The 16,456-nt window shown below is 71.2% G+C and carries 20 protein-coding genes and 1 tRNA gene; 12 read left to right on the forward strand and 9 right to left on the reverse strand.

What is annotated here, in order from left to right; genetic code table 11:
* Positions 1-100: 100 nt before the first annotated feature.
* Genes ASF76_RS01765 through ASF76_RS01795 form a run of 7 tightly spaced genes read left to right on the forward strand, consistent with a single transcriptional unit; the run spans position 101 to position 6,463 of the window.
* Positions 101-1,171, forward strand: coding sequence for an ABC transporter substrate-binding protein (locus tag ASF76_RS01765; RefSeq protein WP_442922747.1), 1,071 nt, complete (start codon positions 101-103; stop codon positions 1,169-1,171).
* A gap of 1 nt (position 1,172) precedes the next feature.
* Positions 1,173-1,952, forward strand: coding sequence for an ABC transporter ATP-binding protein (locus ASF76_RS01770; RefSeq protein ID WP_055952047.1), 780 nt, complete (start codon positions 1,173-1,175; stop codon positions 1,950-1,952).
* The gene (locus ASF76_RS01775; protein WP_055952050.1) at positions 1,942-2,832 is read left to right on the forward strand and encodes an ABC transporter permease; all 891 of its coding nucleotides are present in this window, start codon (positions 1,942-1,944) and stop codon (positions 2,830-2,832) included. Before ASF76_RS01770 ends, ASF76_RS01775 begins: the two co-directional genes overlap by 11 nt.
* Positions 2,829-3,833 (forward strand): uroporphyrinogen-III C-methyltransferase, encoded by a 1,005-nt coding sequence (gene cobA, locus ASF76_RS01780; RefSeq protein WP_235561209.1) that lies wholly within the window; start codon positions 2,829-2,831, stop codon positions 3,831-3,833. Before ASF76_RS01775 ends, cobA begins: the two co-directional genes overlap by 4 nt.
* A complete protein-coding gene (locus ASF76_RS01785; RefSeq protein WP_055952054.1) occupies positions 3,830-5,206 on the forward strand; it encodes an FAD-dependent oxidoreductase in 1,377 nt (458 codons plus the stop codon). The genes cobA and ASF76_RS01785 overlap by 4 nt, the downstream gene beginning before the upstream one ends.
* Positions 5,203-5,526, forward strand: a complete 324-nt coding sequence (gene fdxA, locus ASF76_RS01790; RefSeq protein WP_055952057.1) for a ferredoxin — start codon at positions 5,203-5,205, stop codon at positions 5,524-5,526. The genes ASF76_RS01785 and fdxA overlap by 4 nt, the downstream gene beginning before the upstream one ends.
* Positions 5,519-6,463, forward strand: coding sequence for an NAD(P)/FAD-dependent oxidoreductase (locus tag ASF76_RS01795; RefSeq protein WP_055952060.1), 945 nt, complete (start codon positions 5,519-5,521; stop codon positions 6,461-6,463). The genes fdxA and ASF76_RS01795 overlap by 8 nt, the downstream gene beginning before the upstream one ends.
* 177 nt (positions 6,464-6,640) lie before the next feature.
* Here ASF76_RS01795 and dcd read toward each other — a convergent pair whose 3' ends face one another.
* The gene (dcd, locus tag ASF76_RS01800; RefSeq protein ID WP_055952062.1) at positions 6,641-7,246 is read right to left on the reverse strand and encodes a dCTP deaminase; all 606 of its coding nucleotides are present in this window, start codon (positions 7,244-7,246) and stop codon (positions 6,641-6,643) included.
* Between the two features lie 276 nt (positions 7,247-7,522).
* On the opposite strand from dcd, the gene ASF76_RS01805 reads away from it, so the two are divergent.
* Both ASF76_RS01805 and ASF76_RS01810 read left to right on the forward strand, forming a co-directional pair.
* Positions 7,523-7,593, forward strand: a tRNA-Gly gene (locus ASF76_RS01805).
* Positions 7,594-7,907: 314 nt separating this feature from the next.
* On the forward strand, positions 7,908-8,114 hold the full coding sequence (locus tag ASF76_RS01810) for a hypothetical protein (protein WP_055952066.1): 207 nt from the start codon (positions 7,908-7,910) through the stop codon (positions 8,112-8,114).
* A 75-nt stretch (positions 8,115-8,189) separates the two neighbouring features.
* Here ASF76_RS01810 and ASF76_RS01815 read toward each other — a convergent pair whose 3' ends face one another.
* Both ASF76_RS01815 and ASF76_RS01820 read right to left on the reverse strand, forming a co-directional pair.
* Positions 8,190-8,951: an SDR family NAD(P)-dependent oxidoreductase gene (locus ASF76_RS01815; protein ID WP_055952069.1), complete on the reverse strand. Its 762-nt coding sequence runs from the start codon at positions 8,949-8,951 to the stop codon at positions 8,190-8,192.
* 264 nt (positions 8,952-9,215) lie between these two features.
* Positions 9,216-9,578, reverse strand: coding sequence for a hypothetical protein (locus ASF76_RS01820; RefSeq protein WP_055952072.1), 363 nt, complete (start codon positions 9,576-9,578; stop codon positions 9,216-9,218).
* Between the two features lie 125 nt (positions 9,579-9,703).
* Between ASF76_RS01820 and ASF76_RS01825 the strand changes: the two genes are divergently transcribed.
* The 3 genes from ASF76_RS01825 to ASF76_RS01835 all read left to right on the forward strand — a co-directional run bounded on the left by ASF76_RS01825 (position 9,704) and on the right by ASF76_RS01835 (position 11,905).
* A complete protein-coding gene (locus ASF76_RS01825) occupies positions 9,704-10,282 on the forward strand; it encodes a YdeI/OmpD-associated family protein (protein ID WP_055952075.1) in 579 nt (192 codons plus the stop codon).
* Between the two features lie 206 nt (positions 10,283-10,488).
* Positions 10,489-11,193 carry an SGNH/GDSL hydrolase family protein gene (locus ASF76_RS01830; RefSeq protein ID WP_055952080.1) on the forward strand — a complete coding sequence of 235 codons (705 nt, stop codon included), beginning with the start codon at positions 10,489-10,491 and terminating at the stop codon, positions 11,191-11,193.
* Between the two features lie 127 nt (positions 11,194-11,320).
* Positions 11,321-11,905, forward strand: coding sequence for a dihydrofolate reductase family protein (locus ASF76_RS01835; RefSeq protein WP_055952083.1), 585 nt, complete (start codon positions 11,321-11,323; stop codon positions 11,903-11,905).
* Here ASF76_RS01835 and ASF76_RS01840 read toward each other — a convergent pair.
* The 6 genes from ASF76_RS01840 to ASF76_RS01865 form a co-directional block, all read right to left on the reverse strand.
* Complete coding sequence (locus ASF76_RS01840; protein WP_055952086.1) at positions 11,862-12,521, reverse strand: Pr6Pr family membrane protein; 660 nt, start codon at positions 12,519-12,521, stop codon at positions 11,862-11,864. The two genes, ASF76_RS01835 and ASF76_RS01840, sit on opposite strands and share 44 nt — an antisense overlap.
* A 179-nt stretch (positions 12,522-12,700) precedes the next feature.
* Positions 12,701-13,402 (reverse strand): alpha/beta fold hydrolase, encoded by a 702-nt coding sequence (locus ASF76_RS01845; protein WP_055952090.1) that lies wholly within the window; start codon positions 13,400-13,402, stop codon positions 12,701-12,703.
* A 23-nt stretch (positions 13,403-13,425) separates the two neighbouring features.
* Entirely contained in the window at positions 13,426-13,863 is a 438-nt protein-coding gene (locus tag ASF76_RS01850; RefSeq protein WP_055952091.1) for a BLUF domain-containing protein, read from the reverse strand.
* On the reverse strand, positions 13,860-14,147 hold the full coding sequence (locus ASF76_RS01855; protein WP_055952094.1) for a hypothetical protein: 288 nt from the start codon (positions 14,145-14,147) through the stop codon (positions 13,860-13,862). Before ASF76_RS01855 ends, ASF76_RS01850 begins: the two co-directional genes overlap by 4 nt.
* A gap of 216 nt (positions 14,148-14,363) precedes the next feature.
* A complete protein-coding gene (locus tag ASF76_RS01860; RefSeq protein WP_055952097.1) occupies positions 14,364-14,753 on the reverse strand; it encodes an ester cyclase in 390 nt (129 codons plus the stop codon).
* Positions 14,754-14,832: 79 nt separating this feature from the next.
* Complete coding sequence (locus ASF76_RS01865; RefSeq protein WP_055952100.1) at positions 14,833-16,446, reverse strand: GMC oxidoreductase; 1,614 nt, start codon at positions 16,444-16,446, stop codon at positions 14,833-14,835.
* Positions 16,447-16,456 lie beyond the last annotated feature (10 nt).

Raw genomic sequence — 16,456 nt, forward strand, 5'->3', positions numbered from 1 at the left:
CATCCGCGCGCCCGCACGGCGCGCCCGACCCGACCCGCCATCCAGCGGGCCCCACCGCGCCGACCGGCGCACGCCCTACTGCCTACGAAGGAGGCGAACCGTGAAGACACTGCGCACCGCGACCGCGATCACAACCCTGGGACTGATTGCGGCCATGATGGCCGGCTGCGCCACGGGACCCGCCGCCTCGGCCGAGGGTTCCGACCAGGGTCCGGCCGCCGAACTCCGCCTCGGCTACTTCGCCAACGTCACCCACGCGCCGGCACTGGTCGGTCTGCAGGAGGGCCTGTTGCAGGACGCCCTCGGCGACACGACGCTGTCGACCGAGGTGTTCAACGCCGGTCCCGCCGCCATCGAGGCGCTCTCGGCCGGCGCGATCGACGCGACCTACATCGGACCGAACCCCTCGATCAACACGTTCATCCAGTCACGCGGCGAGTCGGCGCGCATCATCGCCGGCGCCGCCACCGGTGGTGCCGCCCTCGTGGTGCGCGACGGCATCGACAGCGCGGAAGACCTGAGGGGCAAGACCCTCGCCACCCCGCAGCTCGGCAACACGCAGGACGTGGCGCTGCGCGGCTGGCTGAAGGAGCAGGGCTTCGAGACCGACACCTCGGGCGGCGGCGACGTCACCATCACCCCGACCGAGAACGCGCAGACGTTCCAGCTGTTCAAGGACGGACAGCTCGACGGCGCGTGGCTGCCGGAGCCGTGGGTGTCACGCCTGGTGATCGACGCGGGCGCGAAGGTGCTCGTCGACGAGGCCGACGAGTGGCCCGACGGGCAGTTCCCCACCACCGTGCTGCTGGTGCGCAAGGACTTCCTCGACCAGCACCCCGAGACGGTGTCGAAGCTGCTGGCCGGGCACGAGGCATCCGTGAAATGGATCGCCGACAACGCCGATGAGGCCGCCTCCGTCATCAACGCGCAGATCGCCGCCGACACGGGCAAGCCGCTCGCCGACGCCGTCATCGCGCGGGCGCTGGAGCACGTGACGTACTCGGTCGACCCGCACGCCGACACCTTCCAGACGCTGGTCGAGAACGGTGTCGCGGCGGGTACGCAGAAGGAGGGCTCGATCGAGGGCCTGTTCGACCTGCGGCTGCTCAATGCGCAGCTCGCGACCAGCGGCGCGGCGAAGGTCTCGGCCGCCGGCCTCGGCGAGGAGTGACATGACCACGGCCCGCACCGACGCACCGGCACCCGCCCTCACCACCGCTCCGGCGGTGCGCATCGACGGCGTCTCGAAGCGCTTCGGTGCGGGCCCGGTCGTCCTCGACGACATCACCCTCGACTTCGCCCCGGGCGAGTTCGTGTGCCTCCTCGGCGCATCCGGCTGCGGAAAGTCGACCCTGCTGAACCTCATCGCCGGCCTCGACCGCCCCACCGCGGGACGCATCGAGACTCCCCCCGAGGGCTCGGCGGTCATGTTCCAGGAGTCGGCCCTCATGCCCTGGCTGAGCGCGCGCCGCAACGTCGAGCTGGCCCTACGCCTGCGCGGGGTGCCGCGCGCCCGTCGGCGCGACGAGGCCCTCGCCCTGCTCGACACCGTCAACCTCGCGGATGCCGCCGACAAGCGCCCGCACGAGCTCTCGGGTGGCATGCGGCAGCGCGTGGCCCTCGCCCGCGCCCTCGCGCAGGACCGGCCCGTGCTGCTGATGGACGAGCCCTTCGCCGCCCTCGACGCCATCACCCGCGACCTGCTCCACGAGGAGCTCGAGCGGGTGTGGCGCGCGACCGGCCGCACCATCGTGTTCGTCACCCACAACGTGCGCGAGGCGGCCCGCCTCGGCGAGCGCGTCGTGCTGCTGGGCAGCCGTCCCGGCCGCGTCGTCAACGAGTGGCGCATCGAGCGCACAGAGGGCCGCCGCATCGAATCGCCCGAAGTCGCCGCCCTGTCGGTCGAGATCACCGACGAACTGCGCAAGGAGATCCGCCGCAATGCGCGCTGACACCACGGCCACGGCCGACGACCTCCGCAGCCTCGAGGCGGGCCTCGACAACCTGCAGACCACGACCGACGCGGGCGCCGGCCGCTGGCGCACGTTCTGGTCGAGCGTGCTGCCGCCGATCATCTTCGTCGTCCTTCTGGTCGCCGCGTGGCAGCTCTACATCGTCATCGCCGACCCGCGCCCCGACAAGGCCCCCAGCCCCGCCGACGTTCTCGGCGCACTGAGCTATGCCTGGGACACCGGCCGGCTGCAGGAGGCCGTGCTGACGAGCCTCGAACGCGGCGTCCTGGGATTCCTCATCGCCATCGTCATCGGCACCCCCATCGGTCTGCTGCTGGCCGAGGTGCGCCCGATCCGTCGCGCCGTCGGCCCGATCATCTCGGGACTGCAGGTGCTGCCGTCGGTGGCGTGGGTGCCCGCCGCGATCATCTGGTTCGGATTGACGGATGCCACGGCCTACTTCGTCATCCTGATGGGCGCGATCCCCTCGATCGTCAACGGCCTCATCGCCGGTGTCGATCAGGTGCCGCCGCAGCTGCGGCGCGTCGGCACCGTGCTGGGCGCCTCGCGCTGGCAGCTCGCGACCTCGGTCATCCTCCCCGCCGCCCTCCCCGGCTATTTCGCCGGGCTCAAGCAGGGCTGGGCGTTCTCGTGGCGCTCGCTGATGGCAGCCGAGATCATCACCTCGGGCGGCACGATCGGCTTCGGTCTCGGCACGATGCTTCAGCAGACCCGCGACCTCGCCGACCTCGCCGGCGTCCTCGCCACGATCGTCGTCATCCTCGGGATCGGCATCCTGATCGAACTGGCCTTCTTCGGCCCCATCGAGCGGCGCATTTTGCGCGGTCGCGGCCTGCTGCTGTCGGGCGGGGCGCGATGAGCGGGGTGACGGAGGCGGCGGATGCCGCGGCCTCCGGCGCCGGCGCGACGATCGGGCCGGTTCCCGCCGACGCGGCGAGCGAGCGAGCGGAAGCCGCGGCACCCGATGCTGCTGCCTCGCCGACATCGACCACCGCTCGCGCGGATGCCGTCGAGCTCGGCGCCCCGGATGCCACGGAGCTCGGCGCTCCGCCGACAGCCGGGGCCGCGGCATCCGGAACCGTCTGGCTCGTCGGCGCGGGCCCGGGAGATGCGGGCCTGCTGACCCTCCGGGGGCTGCGCGCCCTCGAGTCCGCCGACGTCATCGTCGCCGACCGTCTCGGCGCCCGCGGGGTGCTCGACGGCCTCGCAGCAGAGGGCGTGCACCTGGTCGCCGAGGTGATCGACGTCGGCAAGCTCCCCGGCCATCACGCCGTGCCGCAGGATGCCATCAACGCCCTGCTGGTGCGCGAGGCGCAGTCCGGTCGCACCGTCGTGCGCCTCAAAGGCGGCGACCCGTACGTGTTCGGCCGCGGTGGCGAGGAACTGTTCGCGTGCCAAGAGGCCGGCATCGACGTGCGCGTGGTGCCCGGCGTCACGAGCGCCGTGTCGGTGCCCGCCCTCGCCGGCATCCCGCTCACCCACCGCGGGGTGGCGACGAGCTTCACCGTGGCGACCGCCCACGACCAGCTCCTGCCCCTCGGCGGCGGACGCGACCACACCGTGGTGCTGCTCATGGGCGTCGGCACCCTCGCGCAGTCGGCCCTGACCCTCGCCCGCGGCGAGCGCGGCGGCGACTGCCCCGTCGCGATCGTGGAGGATGGATTCGGCGCGCGCCAGCGCGTCACCGTCGGCACCCTCGCCACCATCGCGGCCCAAGCCGCGGAGCGCGGGGTGCGCTCCCCCGCCGTCGTGGTCGTCGGCGACGTCGTGCGCCTCAGTCCTTACGCGCCCGCCGCCCTGGCATCCCTCGATCTCACCTTCGACCCCCTCGCCGTTCCCCGAAAGGCCCCTTCGCTGTGACCTCGTCTTCTCTCACCTCGCTCCGTGTCGCGATCGTCGGTGCCGGCCCCGCCGGCATCTACGCGGGCAACATCCTCACGCGCGCGGTGACCGACGCCGGCGGCACGGTCGCGATCGACCTCTTCGACTCGCTGCCCGCGCCCTACGGCCTCATCCGCTACGGCGTCGCGCCCGACCACCCGCGCATCAAGGGCATCGTCGACTCGCTGCACGAGATGCTCGACGCCGGTTCCACCCGCTTCATCGGCAACGTCGAGGTGGGCCGCGACATCGCGGTCGACGAGCTGCACTCCCGCTACGACGCCGTGATCCTCGCCACCGGGGCCCTGCGCGATGCGCCGCTCGACGTCCCCGGCATCGACCTGCCCGGCTCGTACGGCGCGGCCGACTTCGTCGCCTGGTACGACGGCCACCCCGACGTTCCCCGCGACTGGCCGCTGGACGAGCGCGAGGTCGCTGTGATCGGCAACGGCAACGTCGCCCTCGACATCGCCCGCGTGCTCGCCAAGCACGCCGTCGACCTGCGCTCGACCGAGATCGCCGACAACGTGCTGCACGGCCTCGAGGCCTCCGCCGTCACCGATGTGCATGTGTTCGGTCGCCGCGGACCCGCCGACATCAAGTTCACGCCCATCGAGCTGCGCGAGCTCGGCGAGGTGCCGAACGTCGACATCGTCGTGCACGACGAGGACTTCGTCGATGCCGACCCCGCCCAGGCGTCCAACAACCAGCTCAAGGTGATGCTGCGCGTCCTCAACAGCTGGCGCACGCGGGAGCAGACCGGCGCGAGCCGCCGCCTGCACCTGCACTTCTACCACTCCCCGCTCGCCGTGCTCGGCGACGAGCGCGTCGAGGGCCTGCGTTTCGAGCGCACAGAACCCGTCGGCGACGGCACCGTGCGCAGCACCGGCGAGATCCGCGAGATCGCCGTGCAGCAGGTGTACCGCGCGGTCGGCTACTTCTCGAGCCCCGTGCTCGGTGCGCCGTTCGACGCCGTGCGCGGCGTCGTGCCCAACGTCGAGGGTCGGGTCGTGGAGGGCTCCGAGGTCGTATCGGGACTGTATGCGACGGGGTGGATCAAGCGCGGCCCTGTGGGTCTCATCGGGCACACGAAGTCGGATGCCATGGAGACCATCGCCCACCTGGTCTCCGACATCGAGGCCGGCGCCCTGACGGCCCCCACGGTCGACGGCGACGTGCTCGAGGCTCTGGCCGAGCGTGGCGTGGAGTTCACCACGTGGGAGGGCTGGCGCACGCTCGACGCGCACGAGCGCGCGCTCGGCGCCGCGCACGAGCACACCCGCGAGCGGGTCAAGGTCGTGTCGCGCGAGGAGCAGGTCTCCGTGTCGCGGTCGGGGGCCTTCGTCTCATGACCTATGTGATCGCCCTTCCCTGCGTGGACGTGAAGGATCGCGCCTGTATCGATGAGTGCCCCGTCGACTGCATCTACGAGGGCGAGCGGTCGCTGTACATCCACCCCGACGAGTGCGTGGACTGCGGTGCGTGCGAGCCGGTCTGCCCCGTCGAGGCGATCTACTACGAGGACGACCTGCCCGAGGAGTGGTCGGACTACTACAAGGCGAATGTCGAGTTCTTCGACGACATCGGCTCCCCCGGTGGAGCGGCGAAGGTCGGCGTGATCGCGAAAGACCACCCCGTCGTGGCGGAGCTGCCGCCGCAGGCGCATGAGTGAACCGGTGCCGGGTCTCACCGCCGACGTTGTCATCGTCGGCGGAGGTCCGGCGGGGCTGTCGGCCGCGCTGAACCTCGCCCGCGCCCGCGCCTCGGTCGTCGTGGTCGACACCGGCCGGCCCCGCAACGCGGCGACCCTTCGCTCGCACGGGTTCCTCACCCGCGACGGCATCTCACCGATCGAACTGCGCAAGCTCGCCCGCGACGAGCTGCGCGCCTACGACGAGGTGCGCATCTTGGATCGGTCCGCCGTCGCACGGATCGAGGCGGATGCCGACGGCTTCGTCGCGACGCTCACGGGTCGTGCCGCGGCGGCATCCCCGATTCTCGCCGCCCGCACGGTCGTGGTGGCGACGGGGCTGCGCGAGACGCTGCCCGACGTGCCGAACCTGCGGTCGTTCTACGGCATGTCGATCTTCAGCTGCGCCGCGTGCGACGGGTGGGAGTTGCAGGACCGGCCGGTGGCCCTGATCGGCGAGACATCCGACCTCGCCGACCGTGCGCGGCTGCTCACCCGCTGGACGTCGCAGCTCACGGTGTGCACCAACGGCGCCGCGGTCATCGAGCCGGCGGACGAGGCCGAGCTGGTGGCATCCGGAATCCGCGTCGAGAGGCGCGCGATCGCCGACCTCGAGGGCGAGCGCGGACAGGTCGGCGCCGTGCGCTTCGCCGACGGTTCCTCGCTCGCGGTGGCGGGCGGCTTCGTGCGGCCGACGTGGCACGCCGCGCACGACTTCCTCGATCCGCTCACCCCCGACTGCGACGCCGACGGGCACCTCGTCACGGACCGCTCCGGCCGTACGTCGGTGCCGGGACTCTACGCGGCGGGGGATGCTGCGGCTCCGGGTCCCCAGCAGCTCATCGTTGCGGCCGGACAGGGTGCGCGGGTAGCCGCGGTGCTGGTGCAGGACCTGCTGGGCGTGCGGACGGCGCACTGACGTGGGCGGGTGAGGTCGGCGGCGTGGCGTGGGTCGGAGCGGCGGCATCCGCCGGTCTCGTCCGCGAGATCACACCCGTTTCGTGAGACGACACGCGTTTGCGCGCAAACACGGGTGACCTCGGCGAAGAGGTGTGATCTCGGCGCCGGAGGGCGCCGCGTCAATGGGCGACGTCGGTCAGCCGCCGAGCGAGCCCGCGTCGGTGGCGCCGACGTCAGTGCGGTGGAAGTTCAGCGCCGAACGCGACGCGGTGGGACCGCGCTGGCCCTGATACCGGTTGCCGTACGGACCGGAGCCGTAGGGGTTCTCGGCGGGCGAGGTGAGGCGGAAGTAGCAGACCTGGCCGATCTTCATGCCCGGCCAGAGCTTGATGGGCAGGGTCGCGACGTTCGAGAGCTCGAGGGTGACGTGTCCCGAGAAGCCCGGGTCGATGAAGCCGGCCGTCGAGTGCGTCAGCAGCCCGAGACGACCGAGCGACGACTTGCCCTCGAGCCGCGCGGCGACGTCGTCGGGCAGGCTGACTCGCTCATAGGTCGACCCGAGGGCGAACTCACCCGGGTGAAGGATGAACGGCTCGTCGGGCGCGACCTCAATCAGGCGGGTGAGCTCGGGCTGGTCTTCGGCCGGATCGATGAAGGGGTACTTGTGGTTGTCGAACAGCCGGAAGTACCGGTCGAGCCGCACGTCGACGCTCGAGGGCTGCACCATGGCCGGGTCGTAGGGGTCGAGGCCGAGGCGCTTCGCGTCGAGTTCGGCCCGGATGTCGCGATCGGAGAGCAGCACGGCCCCAGCCTAGGGCGGCGTCGGTGGCCGCGCCGCCCGCATGTCGGCGGGTGACCCGGCCGTCCACATCGGGCTCGCCGGCGGCGCGCACCGCTACGAGACTGCATCCGCCGGGCACGCCCGCCTCGAGAACGCATCCGTTTGCCGAGACCGCACGGGTTTGACGGCAATCGCATGCGGCCTCGGTGAACGGATGCGGTCTCGGCGAAGGATGTCCGGATGCCACGAGATGCGGGCCGGACGCTGTTATGCTGGCCGGGTTGCCGCAGGGCATCCGGGGCTGTAGTTCAATGGCAGAACTTCTGCTTCCCAAGCAGATAGCGCGGGTTCGATTCCCGTCAGCCCCTCAAAGCCCTCACGGGTGGCCATCGGCCGCCCGGGAGGGCTTTCATGTCGCCGTGAAGCGAACCCTTGGGTGGGCCCACGCCGCCGGAGGCTCCGCGCGTCGCGAAGCGACGTGTGGAGGGGCGGTGGGGACGATTCCCGTCAGCCCCTCCAAAGGTCCGACATGCCGGCGCAGCCGGTGTGGCGGACCTTTCGCGTGGGTGCCGTAGGAACCGATCCCGCAGCGGGTGGGCACACTCCGCCGGAGGCTCCGCGCACGCCCATGTCCGTCCTGCGGCGGATGCGAACGCGGCAACCTTTTGCCTACCGTGGGGGCATGACCAAACCCGAAAACCCCTCACAGGTCGCGGTCTGGCTGTTCATCGCCGCGACCTTCGCGTTCGCATCCTCATCCGTATTCGGGCTCGAAGGGCTCTGGCGGTGGAACCTCGCCGCCCTGGGGTTCCTGCTCGTCATCGTGGGAGGGGTGCGCCTCGGCGTCGAGATGCGCGGGCGCCGCCCCACGGCTCCTCCCCAGGAGTGAGCGCCGACCTCGCCGCCGGGCGCACGGGCCCTCGTGGCACGTCCGTGACGTCGCGCCGCCCGCGCTTCACACCGCTCAGCTGCGCAGGTGCGAGGCGCCGTTCAGGTCGAGGATCGCGCCCGACGCCCACTGCGAGCGGGGCGAGCTGAGGTAGGCCACGGCATCCGCCACTTCGTCCGGGGTCGCGACGCGGCCGAACGGGCTCTGATCCCGGATGCCGTCACCCGCCGCGCCGGAGAGCTTCTCCTGCTGCCGATCGGTGCCGACGAAACCGGGCGCGACACTGGTCACGGCGATGCCGTGCGGGGCGAGGGCGACCGCGAGGGACTGGCCCATCGCGTGCAGGCCGGCTTTCGCGGCGCCGTAGGCGGGGAACTCCGGCTCTCCGCGGAATGCCCCTCGCGAACCGACGTTCACAATCGACCCGGGGAGTCCCCGTTCGATGAGGGACCGCGCGACCAGGAAGGTCACGTTCGCGGGGGCGCGCAGGTCGACGTCGACCATCTGCTCCCAGATGCGGTGCCAGGTGGCGTAGTCGACGGTGGAGATGGGATGCGAGGTCGCCGCGTTCGGCGCGATCGCGGCGTTGTTGACGAGCACGTCGATCCGCCCGAACGCCTCGAGGACGTCGCTCACGACGCGCTCCGCCGTCGCCGGGTCGGAGAGGTCGCCGCCGACGACGAGATGTCCCTCGCCATGCAGGAGCGCGAGTGTCTCGTGCGCGGCATCCCGATCGCGGCCGTAGTGGACGGCGACGCGATCCCCGCGCTCGCTGAGGGCAACGGCGATGGCCCGGCCGATACCGCGGGAAGCGCCGGTGACGAGGGAGTTCAGCATTGCCTCATCCTCGTTCATCCTGAGCGTCCGGGCGGCGACGCGAAACGGCGACACCGCCCGGACTGTCCGGGGCTCACACGTCGGGGTGATGAACCGGTCACGCCCGCCGTGGAGCCCTCACGTTACGTCGACGCCCGCCGACCGCGGCCCGCTTGACGAGCTCCCCCGGTGGATGCGGGGTGCAATTTGGGGCGACTTCCGCTCTTCGGGGCGCGAATCCTTCACCCGAACGGCGAAACCCGCCCCAGACCGACGGACCGCGGGTCAGGCGCGGGTGAAGCCGTCGAGGTCGGGGTCCCAGAAGGCATCCGGGTTGTCGGAAGCGAGCGTCTGCTCCTGCGCGATCGCGGGCGCGTGCGGGAAACGCTGATGCTGGCGGAGCTCCTCGGCGGCCCACGCGAAGTCGGGCTCGTCGCCAGTCCAGTCGCGGGCCGGCGCACTCAGCACGTCGTTGCCGACGCCGATGACCAGCTCGGCCTGATCGGTCTCGCCCGTGGCGGTGACGATGGGGATGCTGACCGCCTGGGCATGCCCGTCGGCGGCGATCGACGCCGTCAGCTGCACGAGCGCCTCGGCGACATCGTCGGTCGTGGTCACGGTCTCACCGGCATAGGTCACAGATCGCATCCCCCCATCGTGGCGGCGGCGACGACCTGGGAGGGGCCGCTTGCCCCGCGGACCATCGCTCGGGTAGGGCCCGGATGTCGGAGGGGTTCGCTACGGTCTCAGACACGACGTGAGGAGCGCGATCCATGGCAGACATCCCCGAACTGATCGTCGCCGACGTCGAACGCTGGCGCGCGTGGCTCGATGAGAACGAGAGCGTGAGCGACGGCGTACGCGTGGTGCTCGCGAAGAAGGGCACCACCACTCCCACGACGCTCACCTACGCCGAAGCGCTCGAAGAAGCTCTCTGCAGCGGATGGATCGACGGTCGCCGGCAGTCACGGGATGCCACGACCTTCTGGCAGCACTTCACGCCCCGCCGCTCTCGGTCGCTGTGGTCGACGCGCAACGTCGACATCGTCGCCCGCCTGGCCGATGAGGGGCGGATGCGCCCGCGCGGAGCCGTCGAGATCGCGAAGGCCCAGGCCGACGGGCGGTGGGATCGCGCGTACGCCGGTCCTGCGACGATCGAGGTCCCGCCGGATCTTCAGGCGGCCCTGGATGCCGTACCTACGGCCGCGCGCGCGTTCGGCGCCCTGAACAAGACGCAGCGGTACGCGGTGCTGCACCCCGTGGTCACGGCCGCGAACGAGACCGTGCGCGCGACGCGGATCGCGCGTCAGGTCGCTCGGCTGGAAGTGGTCGGGGAGGGGCCGGGCGCATGACGTCCTCGCGGATTGCAGCGGCCCGCGACGCGTATCGCGCGACAGGTCGCTCTCTGGAGGTGGTCGGCGAAGTACCGGGGGCATGACGTCCTCACGGATTGCAGCGACCCCGGCTCCGAGCGAGGGGCGGTGGTGCTTCCGCGGCTGAGACGCGGGCCGGGCACCGCTCGGGCCCTACCGATAAGCCACGGAGCGAGAATGGGCACATGCGCGCGCGACGACTGCTGGGCCTAGGAGCCGTGGCATCCCTTCTCATGGGCCTCGTCGCGTGTTCCACCCCGAGCCCCGAAGCTCCCTCCCCGACGCCCGTTCTCGACGCTGACGCGCCGGTCGTGGCGTTCTACGGCGACTCCTACACACGCGGGACGGGCGCGAGCTCGCCCGAGAAGCGCTGGTCGACGGTCGTGTCGGCCGAGCGCGGTTGGCGCGAGATCAACCGTTCCGAGAACGGGCTGGGTTTCGTCAACCGCCGCGCCTCGATGGGGCCCGGGCTCGACGACATCCCCGCGCTGATCATCGACGACGACCCCGACATCGTGTTCGTCACGATGGGACTGAACGACAACTTCAGCTACGACCGCGCCCCGGATGAGATCCACACCGCCATCGACAGCGACCTCGATCGCCTGCGAGACGGGCTCCCCGACGCGCGCATCATCGTGGTCGAACCGTTCTGGTACACCGACGACCGGCCCGCCTCGGTCGACGTCATCGCCGGGTGGGTCGAGGCCGCCGCAGAGCGCATCGACGCGGACCACATCGACGGCGCGAGCCACTGGCTCGACGGGCACTACGCCGACTCGTCCGACAGTTGGATGGCCTCCGACGGCCTGCACCCGAACGACACGGGGTACGCCTACATGGCGGAGCGGATGGATGCCGCGCTTTGCGCCCTCGACCCGCCACTGTGACCGCGGGGCAGGGAGTCGTCGAGCTCGATCGCAGGATGCACGGGAGTGGTCGGCTGGTCGAGAATCGACCGATGACCACGTCCCGGCACGCCACGAGAATCATCCCAACGCCGCGAACGGAGACCTCATGCGGGAACTGACCTACTACGTTGCAGCATCCATCGATGGCTTCATCGCCGCTCCTGACGGCACCTTCGACGCCTTCCTGGCGGAGGGGGACCACATGGCGGCCGTCGTGTCGGACTTCGCCGACGCTCTTCCGACCCATGTGCTCAACGCCCTGGGCATTCACCCCCCGAGGACCCGATTCGACACCGTCATTCAGGGGTGGAACAGCTATTCGGTGGCCCTCGACGCGGGGATTACGAACCCGTACTCCCACCTTGCGGAGTACGTCGCGACTCATCGCACGGACGAACCCTCGGGTGTTCGTTACACGAGCGATGCGCTCGCGACCGTCCGCGCCCTCAAGGCGAAGCCCGGCCTCGGAATCTACCTCTGCGGAGGAGGCTCGCTGGCCGGCAGCCTTCTGCCCGAGATCGATCGTCTGATCATCAAGAGCAACCCGGTCGTCCTCGGTGGCGGCATCCCGCTTTTCGGCGGGGTAACCGGCGCCGCCACGACATTCACCCCGCTGAGTGCGGCGACCTTCGCATCCGGCGTCACGATCACCGAGTACGTGCGGCCGACCGCCGCCACGTCCGCCGGCTGAGCGCCCACACCGCCGTCGCCGCGACCACCAGCAGCATCAGGATGCCGACGACGTGCAGCGCGAGTGACGGCAGACCCCGCTCGGGCAGGAGGAAGCCGTAGGGCACCCACCCGTCGGTCGCCCCGCGCAGTAGCACGACGGTGATCCACACGAGGGGGTAGGGCAGCACCCACCACAACTGCGTCCACGCGAGCCGCGGCCGATCCGGCGAGAAGACGATGTCGATCAGCACCAACGCTGGGAACACGACGTGCAGCGCGACGCTGACCCACACCGGGGCGGAACCCGTGCCCGGCACCAGCGCGTTGTAGACCACGGCGACGACGATCAGGCACGCCGCTCCCACACCCCAGGCCACCGAGAGCCACGGGGGAGGGCGGCGACCGTTGAGGGCGAGAGCGCCCACGGCGATGAGCACGAGCGCGGTGAGCGAGCTCGTCTGGTTTGTGAAGTATCCGAAGAAGTCGAACGGATTCGCATCGCCTACCGCGATCCGCAGAACGTACGCGTAAAACACGACGAGCAGAGCAGCGGAACCCACGACGACGCGCACGAGCGGACGGGTGCGACCGGTCGAGCGGGGTGGCTCGGGGACCGCAACGGATGCAGGGGCCATCGGGCGACGCTACCGCGCGCGGGTCACCGAACGCCCGCTCGCCCGTGGCGACCAGGCAGAAGCGGCGGGGTTCTCGGGCGCGCCCAAACGCTCGGGCCCCATCGTTCGCTCCGGGTACCGCCGGTGTTCGAGCCGCTCGGTCAACAGCATCCGCGGTTCACGCTCCCGCGGGACCGGCGTCAGGAGGTTGCCGCCTCGACGCGTCGCACCGTCTCGGCGATGGCATCCGCCACCGCGTCGGGGTGCGAGACGTGCGGGGAGTGGCCGGATGCCACCGACACCTGCGCGTCGGCGGCGTCGGCCCACTGCCGCTGCTGCTCGGGCGGGAGCGCCTTGTCTTCGGTGGCGACGACGTAGGTCACCGTCACGTCGGGGCCGGGCTCGGCCGGAGCGGGCTGCGTGAACGACGTGACGCTCTGCCACCCCACGCGGGTCAGCGCGGTCTCGACGACGGCCGGGTCGACACCCGAGTAGATGGTCTCGGCGATGTTGCCGATCTTCACGGCCTTGCCGTCGGCGGAGCGCTCGTAGCCGGGCGGGAACTCGCCACCCTGGGCATCGAGGAGAGAGGCTCCGACGGGCAGAGAGAACGCGGCGATCATCACCAGTCCGCGCACGGAATCGGCCGCCGCGGCCGCCGCACGGGCCGGGACCCCGCCGTAGGAGTGCGCCGCGAGCACCACCGGGCCGTCGATGTCGGCGACAGCCGAACGGATGGCCTCGACATCGTCGGTCAGCGAACCGATATCGGCGGTGTCTGCGGAGCTGCTCGGCAGGTCGAGCGCGGTGGCCGACAGCCCGCGGGACGCGAGCGCGGCGATCAGCGGCTCGAAGACCCAGGCGCCGTGCATCGCGCCGGGGATGAGGACGATCGTGGACATGATGCTCCTTGGGTGTCGAAGATTCAGGCGTTGACGCTGGTGCGGGCGCGGAACCACACCGTCAACTCGCGGACGGCGCGGATGCCGGCTGCGTCGTCGTCGGACTCGAGGTCGGCGAACGTGTCGCGGAAGCCCTCGGGCGGCAGGGTCGTGGGGACGCCGATGGGCTCGTATCCCATCGTCCATTCCGAAAATCGACGCTCGTCGAGCTGCTCGGTCAGCAGCACCCGCACCTCAGCGTGCCGCGGATCGCGCCGGATCTTCGTCATGAGCTCGTCGACGGCATCCTGAGGTCCTTCCAGCACCTGGAAGAAGCGACCGCGACGGTACAGCAGCATGCCGGTGAGGTCGTGGTCGTGATTGGATGCCCGGCTCTGCGCGAGCAGGTCGGCGAGTGCGGCGTCGTCGAACGAGTCGGCTGCCGTGCTCACGTACGAGACGGAGGTCAGGGGTGAGTTCACGCGACCGCGCTCCCGTCGTCGGACGCCCGGGGCGCGGGGACACGCACCTGCGCGAGGGTGATCGGCCCGTCGAGCGGGGGCTGACCGTTGGTGACCGCGACCATCGCCTCGGTCAACGCCTCGAACCGGCCGACGACGCGAGAGGTGCCATCGTGCGCCAGGAAGGCGCCGTCGGGCTGTCGGTCGATGTAGCCGAGGAAGACGCCGGTGCGACTGCCGACGTGGAAGCCCTCTTCGACGCGAGCCCAGACGACTCCCGCCCCGTACTGATCGGGTGACCCCATGGCCGCCCTCCTTACACCCGCGATGGAACCGGGCAGGAGCGAACGTACCGGGGGCCTCCGACATCGAGCCGCCCTTGACAGATCGGGCAGCGCCGCGCCAGCGCGTTTCCGGCGCGAGACGACGCCACGCCGAGGGAACGGCCGCACGCCGCAACCGACCTAGTCGGCGAGACGCCGTCTCGCGGGTGCGGCGCGCGCGCGAGACGGCGTGCCCGTTCAGCCGATGGCCGCGCGGATCTGGGCGGCGTCGTCGGTGCCGCTCGCCTCGACGATGCGGCCCCGCTCCACCCGGTACATCGCGAACGACGCGATGCTCACGCGGCGACGGGTGGCCGCCACGTGGGTGAACGAGCCGGTGTGGGTCCCGCCGCCGCGCAGGTGCACCGCGAGCCGGTCGTCTTCGACGAGGAGCTGGATGCGCTTCCACTGCCAGTCGGGGAACCCGTGCAAGAGGTCGGCGTACTCGTCGACCCAGGCGTCGGCGCCGGCGGGCAGATGCGCCCGGCGGACGGCGGGATGCAGGAAACCCCGCAGATCCGCGAGGTCGTGCCGGTTGAGCGCGTCGAGGACGTCACCGAACCACTCGCGCGTCTCCCAGGGCTCCACTCCCCCATTATCCGCGGCCCCACGGGCGCGGGGCGTCGGGCAGCACCGCGGCGCAGCGCCGACGGAGCCCCGGCGGCCCCTACGCCCCCACCGCCTCGGCGACCACCTCCGCCTCGGCCGTACCGCCGCCGCGCAACTCCTCGGCGAGGCGACGCGCACCGCGCACCGCGATCGCGACACTCGTGAGCGTCGGGTTCATCGTGTTGGCGGTCGGGATGAGGCCGTTGCCACCCACGAGGAGGTTGTCGAAGCCCCACACCCGTGAGTACGGGTCGGCCACCGACGTCTCGGGGTCGGTGCCGGCGCGCATCGTGCCCATGTAGTGCAGGCTCGAACCGTTCGGCAGCAGCCGCGGGTCGGCGACGAACGTGCCGAGCGCGTGCCCGGCACGTCGCAGGCGCTCGGTGGCCTGGGCGATCTCGGCATCCTCCCGCTCGGTGAGGGCGTACTCGATCGTGAAGTTCGGCAGTCCGCGGTAGTCGAGCTCGTCGTCGCTGAACGTGACGCCGTCTTCGACCCGCGGAAACTTGCGCACGCCGAAGCCCATGTTGACGTACCCCCAGCGGTTGCCGGCTGCCGGGTGGGCGGGGTCGAGCGCGAAGGGCGGATTCTCGGCGTACATGATCTGCGCCGAGTACGGGTGATCGGGCTCGGAGAACGGGATGCGGTTGACCGCGGCGACGGGGTCGGCGGGGTTGGTCGCGCGACGGGCCAGCTCGCTCCGCAACTCGTCCTCCGTCACGAGAGCAGCCATGCGCTCGGCGTCCAGCGAGACGGTGCTGATGACGACGTGGTGCTCGGTGAGGTAGCGGCCCAGGGCCGCAGGACGGATGCCGGAGGCCCACAGCAGCTGCGGGGATCGGAAGGCGTCGGCGGCGACCACTAGGGCGTCCACCGCCACGAAGGACTCGTCGCGGGTGCGCAGGTCCTCGACGACGACGCCGCGCACGTGGGTGCCGTCGAGCTCGATCCGTCGCACCAGGGTGAGGTCGCGCAGCTCGAAACGCGCAGCGACGTCGGTGCCCGGCTCGATGAGGGGTCCCAGCACCGTGTCGGCGCCGGCCCAGCGCATCGACCCGTCGGGCTGCGGATCACCCGCGACCGGCAGGGTGCTGACGCCGTAGCCCTCGGGGAGTTCGGCTCCGAACTCGCGGTCGAGAAGGGTGCGGATCGCGGCCCCCACCGGTGAGTCCGAGAAAGCGGCGCTCTGGTGGTGCAGCAGTCCCTCGGCGGTCGAGACGAGGTCCTCCCACTCGTCGTCGTCGATGAAGTCGAGCTTCTCGCTGAACGCGGGACGCGGGATGGCGCACGTCCAGTGCGAGCCCTGGCCGCCGACGTTGGTCGCCGCGGCCGCGGCCGGGAAGGTGGGCGCGTGCGCGGAGCCCTCGGCGCCGAAGTCGAGCAGGTGCGTGCCCTGGCGCGCGGTGAACATGCCCTCCACGACGGCGGCGGCCGGGATGCCGAGGGACTCGCGGAAGTCACCGGCCTGCGGCCCCTGCGATCGTTCGCGGGCGCGCGCTTTCTCATCGGGGTCGGCGATGTTGCGCACGCTCTCGCCCGGGCGCTCGGTGACCTGCGGTCCCGCCTCGAACATGATCACGCGCGCATGCGGGATCGACTCCAGCAGCACTCGGGCGTAAGCGGAACCGATGGGGCCACTGCCGACGACGGCGATGGTGGGGGTGTCGGACATGGTCTCTCCT

It is taken from the genome of Microbacterium sp. Leaf151 (assembly GCF_001424225.1).
In the GTDB taxonomy this organism is placed as follows: domain Bacteria; phylum Actinomycetota; class Actinomycetes; order Actinomycetales; family Microbacteriaceae; genus Microbacterium.

Excerpts from the sequence above, each read along its gene's own strand:
- cobA (WP_235561209.1), top strand. The coding sequence starts at position 2,829 with ATGAGCGGGGTGACGGAGGCGGCGGATGCCGCGGCCTCCGGCGCCGGC.
- ASF76_RS01775 (WP_055952050.1), top strand. The coding sequence starts at position 1,942 with ATGCGCGCTGACACCACGGCCACGGCCGACGACCTCCGCAGCCTCGAG.
- ASF76_RS01855 (WP_055952094.1), bottom strand. The coding sequence starts at position 14,147 with ATGGGGTCACCCGATCAGTACGGGGCGGGAGTCGTCTGGGCTCGCGTC.
- ASF76_RS01830 (WP_055952080.1), top strand. The coding sequence starts at position 10,489 with ATGCGCGCGCGACGACTGCTGGGCCTAGGAGCCGTGGCATCCCTTCTC.
- ASF76_RS01815 (WP_055952069.1), bottom strand. The coding sequence starts at position 8,951 with ATGCTGAACTCCCTCGTCACCGGCGCTTCCCGCGGTATCGGCCGGGCC.
- ASF76_RS01840 (WP_055952086.1), bottom strand. The coding sequence starts at position 12,521 with ATGGCCCCTGCATCCGTTGCGGTCCCCGAGCCACCCCGCTCGACCGGT.
- ASF76_RS01845 (WP_055952090.1), bottom strand. The coding sequence starts at position 13,402 with ATGTCCACGATCGTCCTCATCCCCGGCGCGATGCACGGCGCCTGGGTC.
- ASF76_RS01865 (WP_055952100.1), bottom strand. The coding sequence starts at position 16,446 with ATGTCCGACACCCCCACCATCGCCGTCGTCGGCAGTGGCCCCATCGGT.
- ASF76_RS01810 (WP_055952066.1), top strand. The coding sequence starts at position 7,908 with ATGACCAAACCCGAAAACCCCTCACAGGTCGCGGTCTGGCTGTTCATC.
- fdxA (WP_055952057.1), top strand. The coding sequence starts at position 5,203 with ATGACCTATGTGATCGCCCTTCCCTGCGTGGACGTGAAGGATCGCGCC.
- ASF76_RS01835 (WP_055952083.1), top strand. The coding sequence starts at position 11,321 with ATGCGGGAACTGACCTACTACGTTGCAGCATCCATCGATGGCTTCATC.
- ASF76_RS01795 (WP_055952060.1), top strand. The coding sequence starts at position 5,519 with ATGAGTGAACCGGTGCCGGGTCTCACCGCCGACGTTGTCATCGTCGGC.
- ASF76_RS01825 (WP_055952075.1), top strand. The coding sequence starts at position 9,704 with ATGGCAGACATCCCCGAACTGATCGTCGCCGACGTCGAACGCTGGCGC.
- ASF76_RS01820 (WP_055952072.1), bottom strand. The coding sequence starts at position 9,578 with ATGCGATCTGTGACCTATGCCGGTGAGACCGTGACCACGACCGACGAT.
- ASF76_RS01770 (WP_055952047.1), top strand. The coding sequence starts at position 1,173 with ATGACCACGGCCCGCACCGACGCACCGGCACCCGCCCTCACCACCGCT.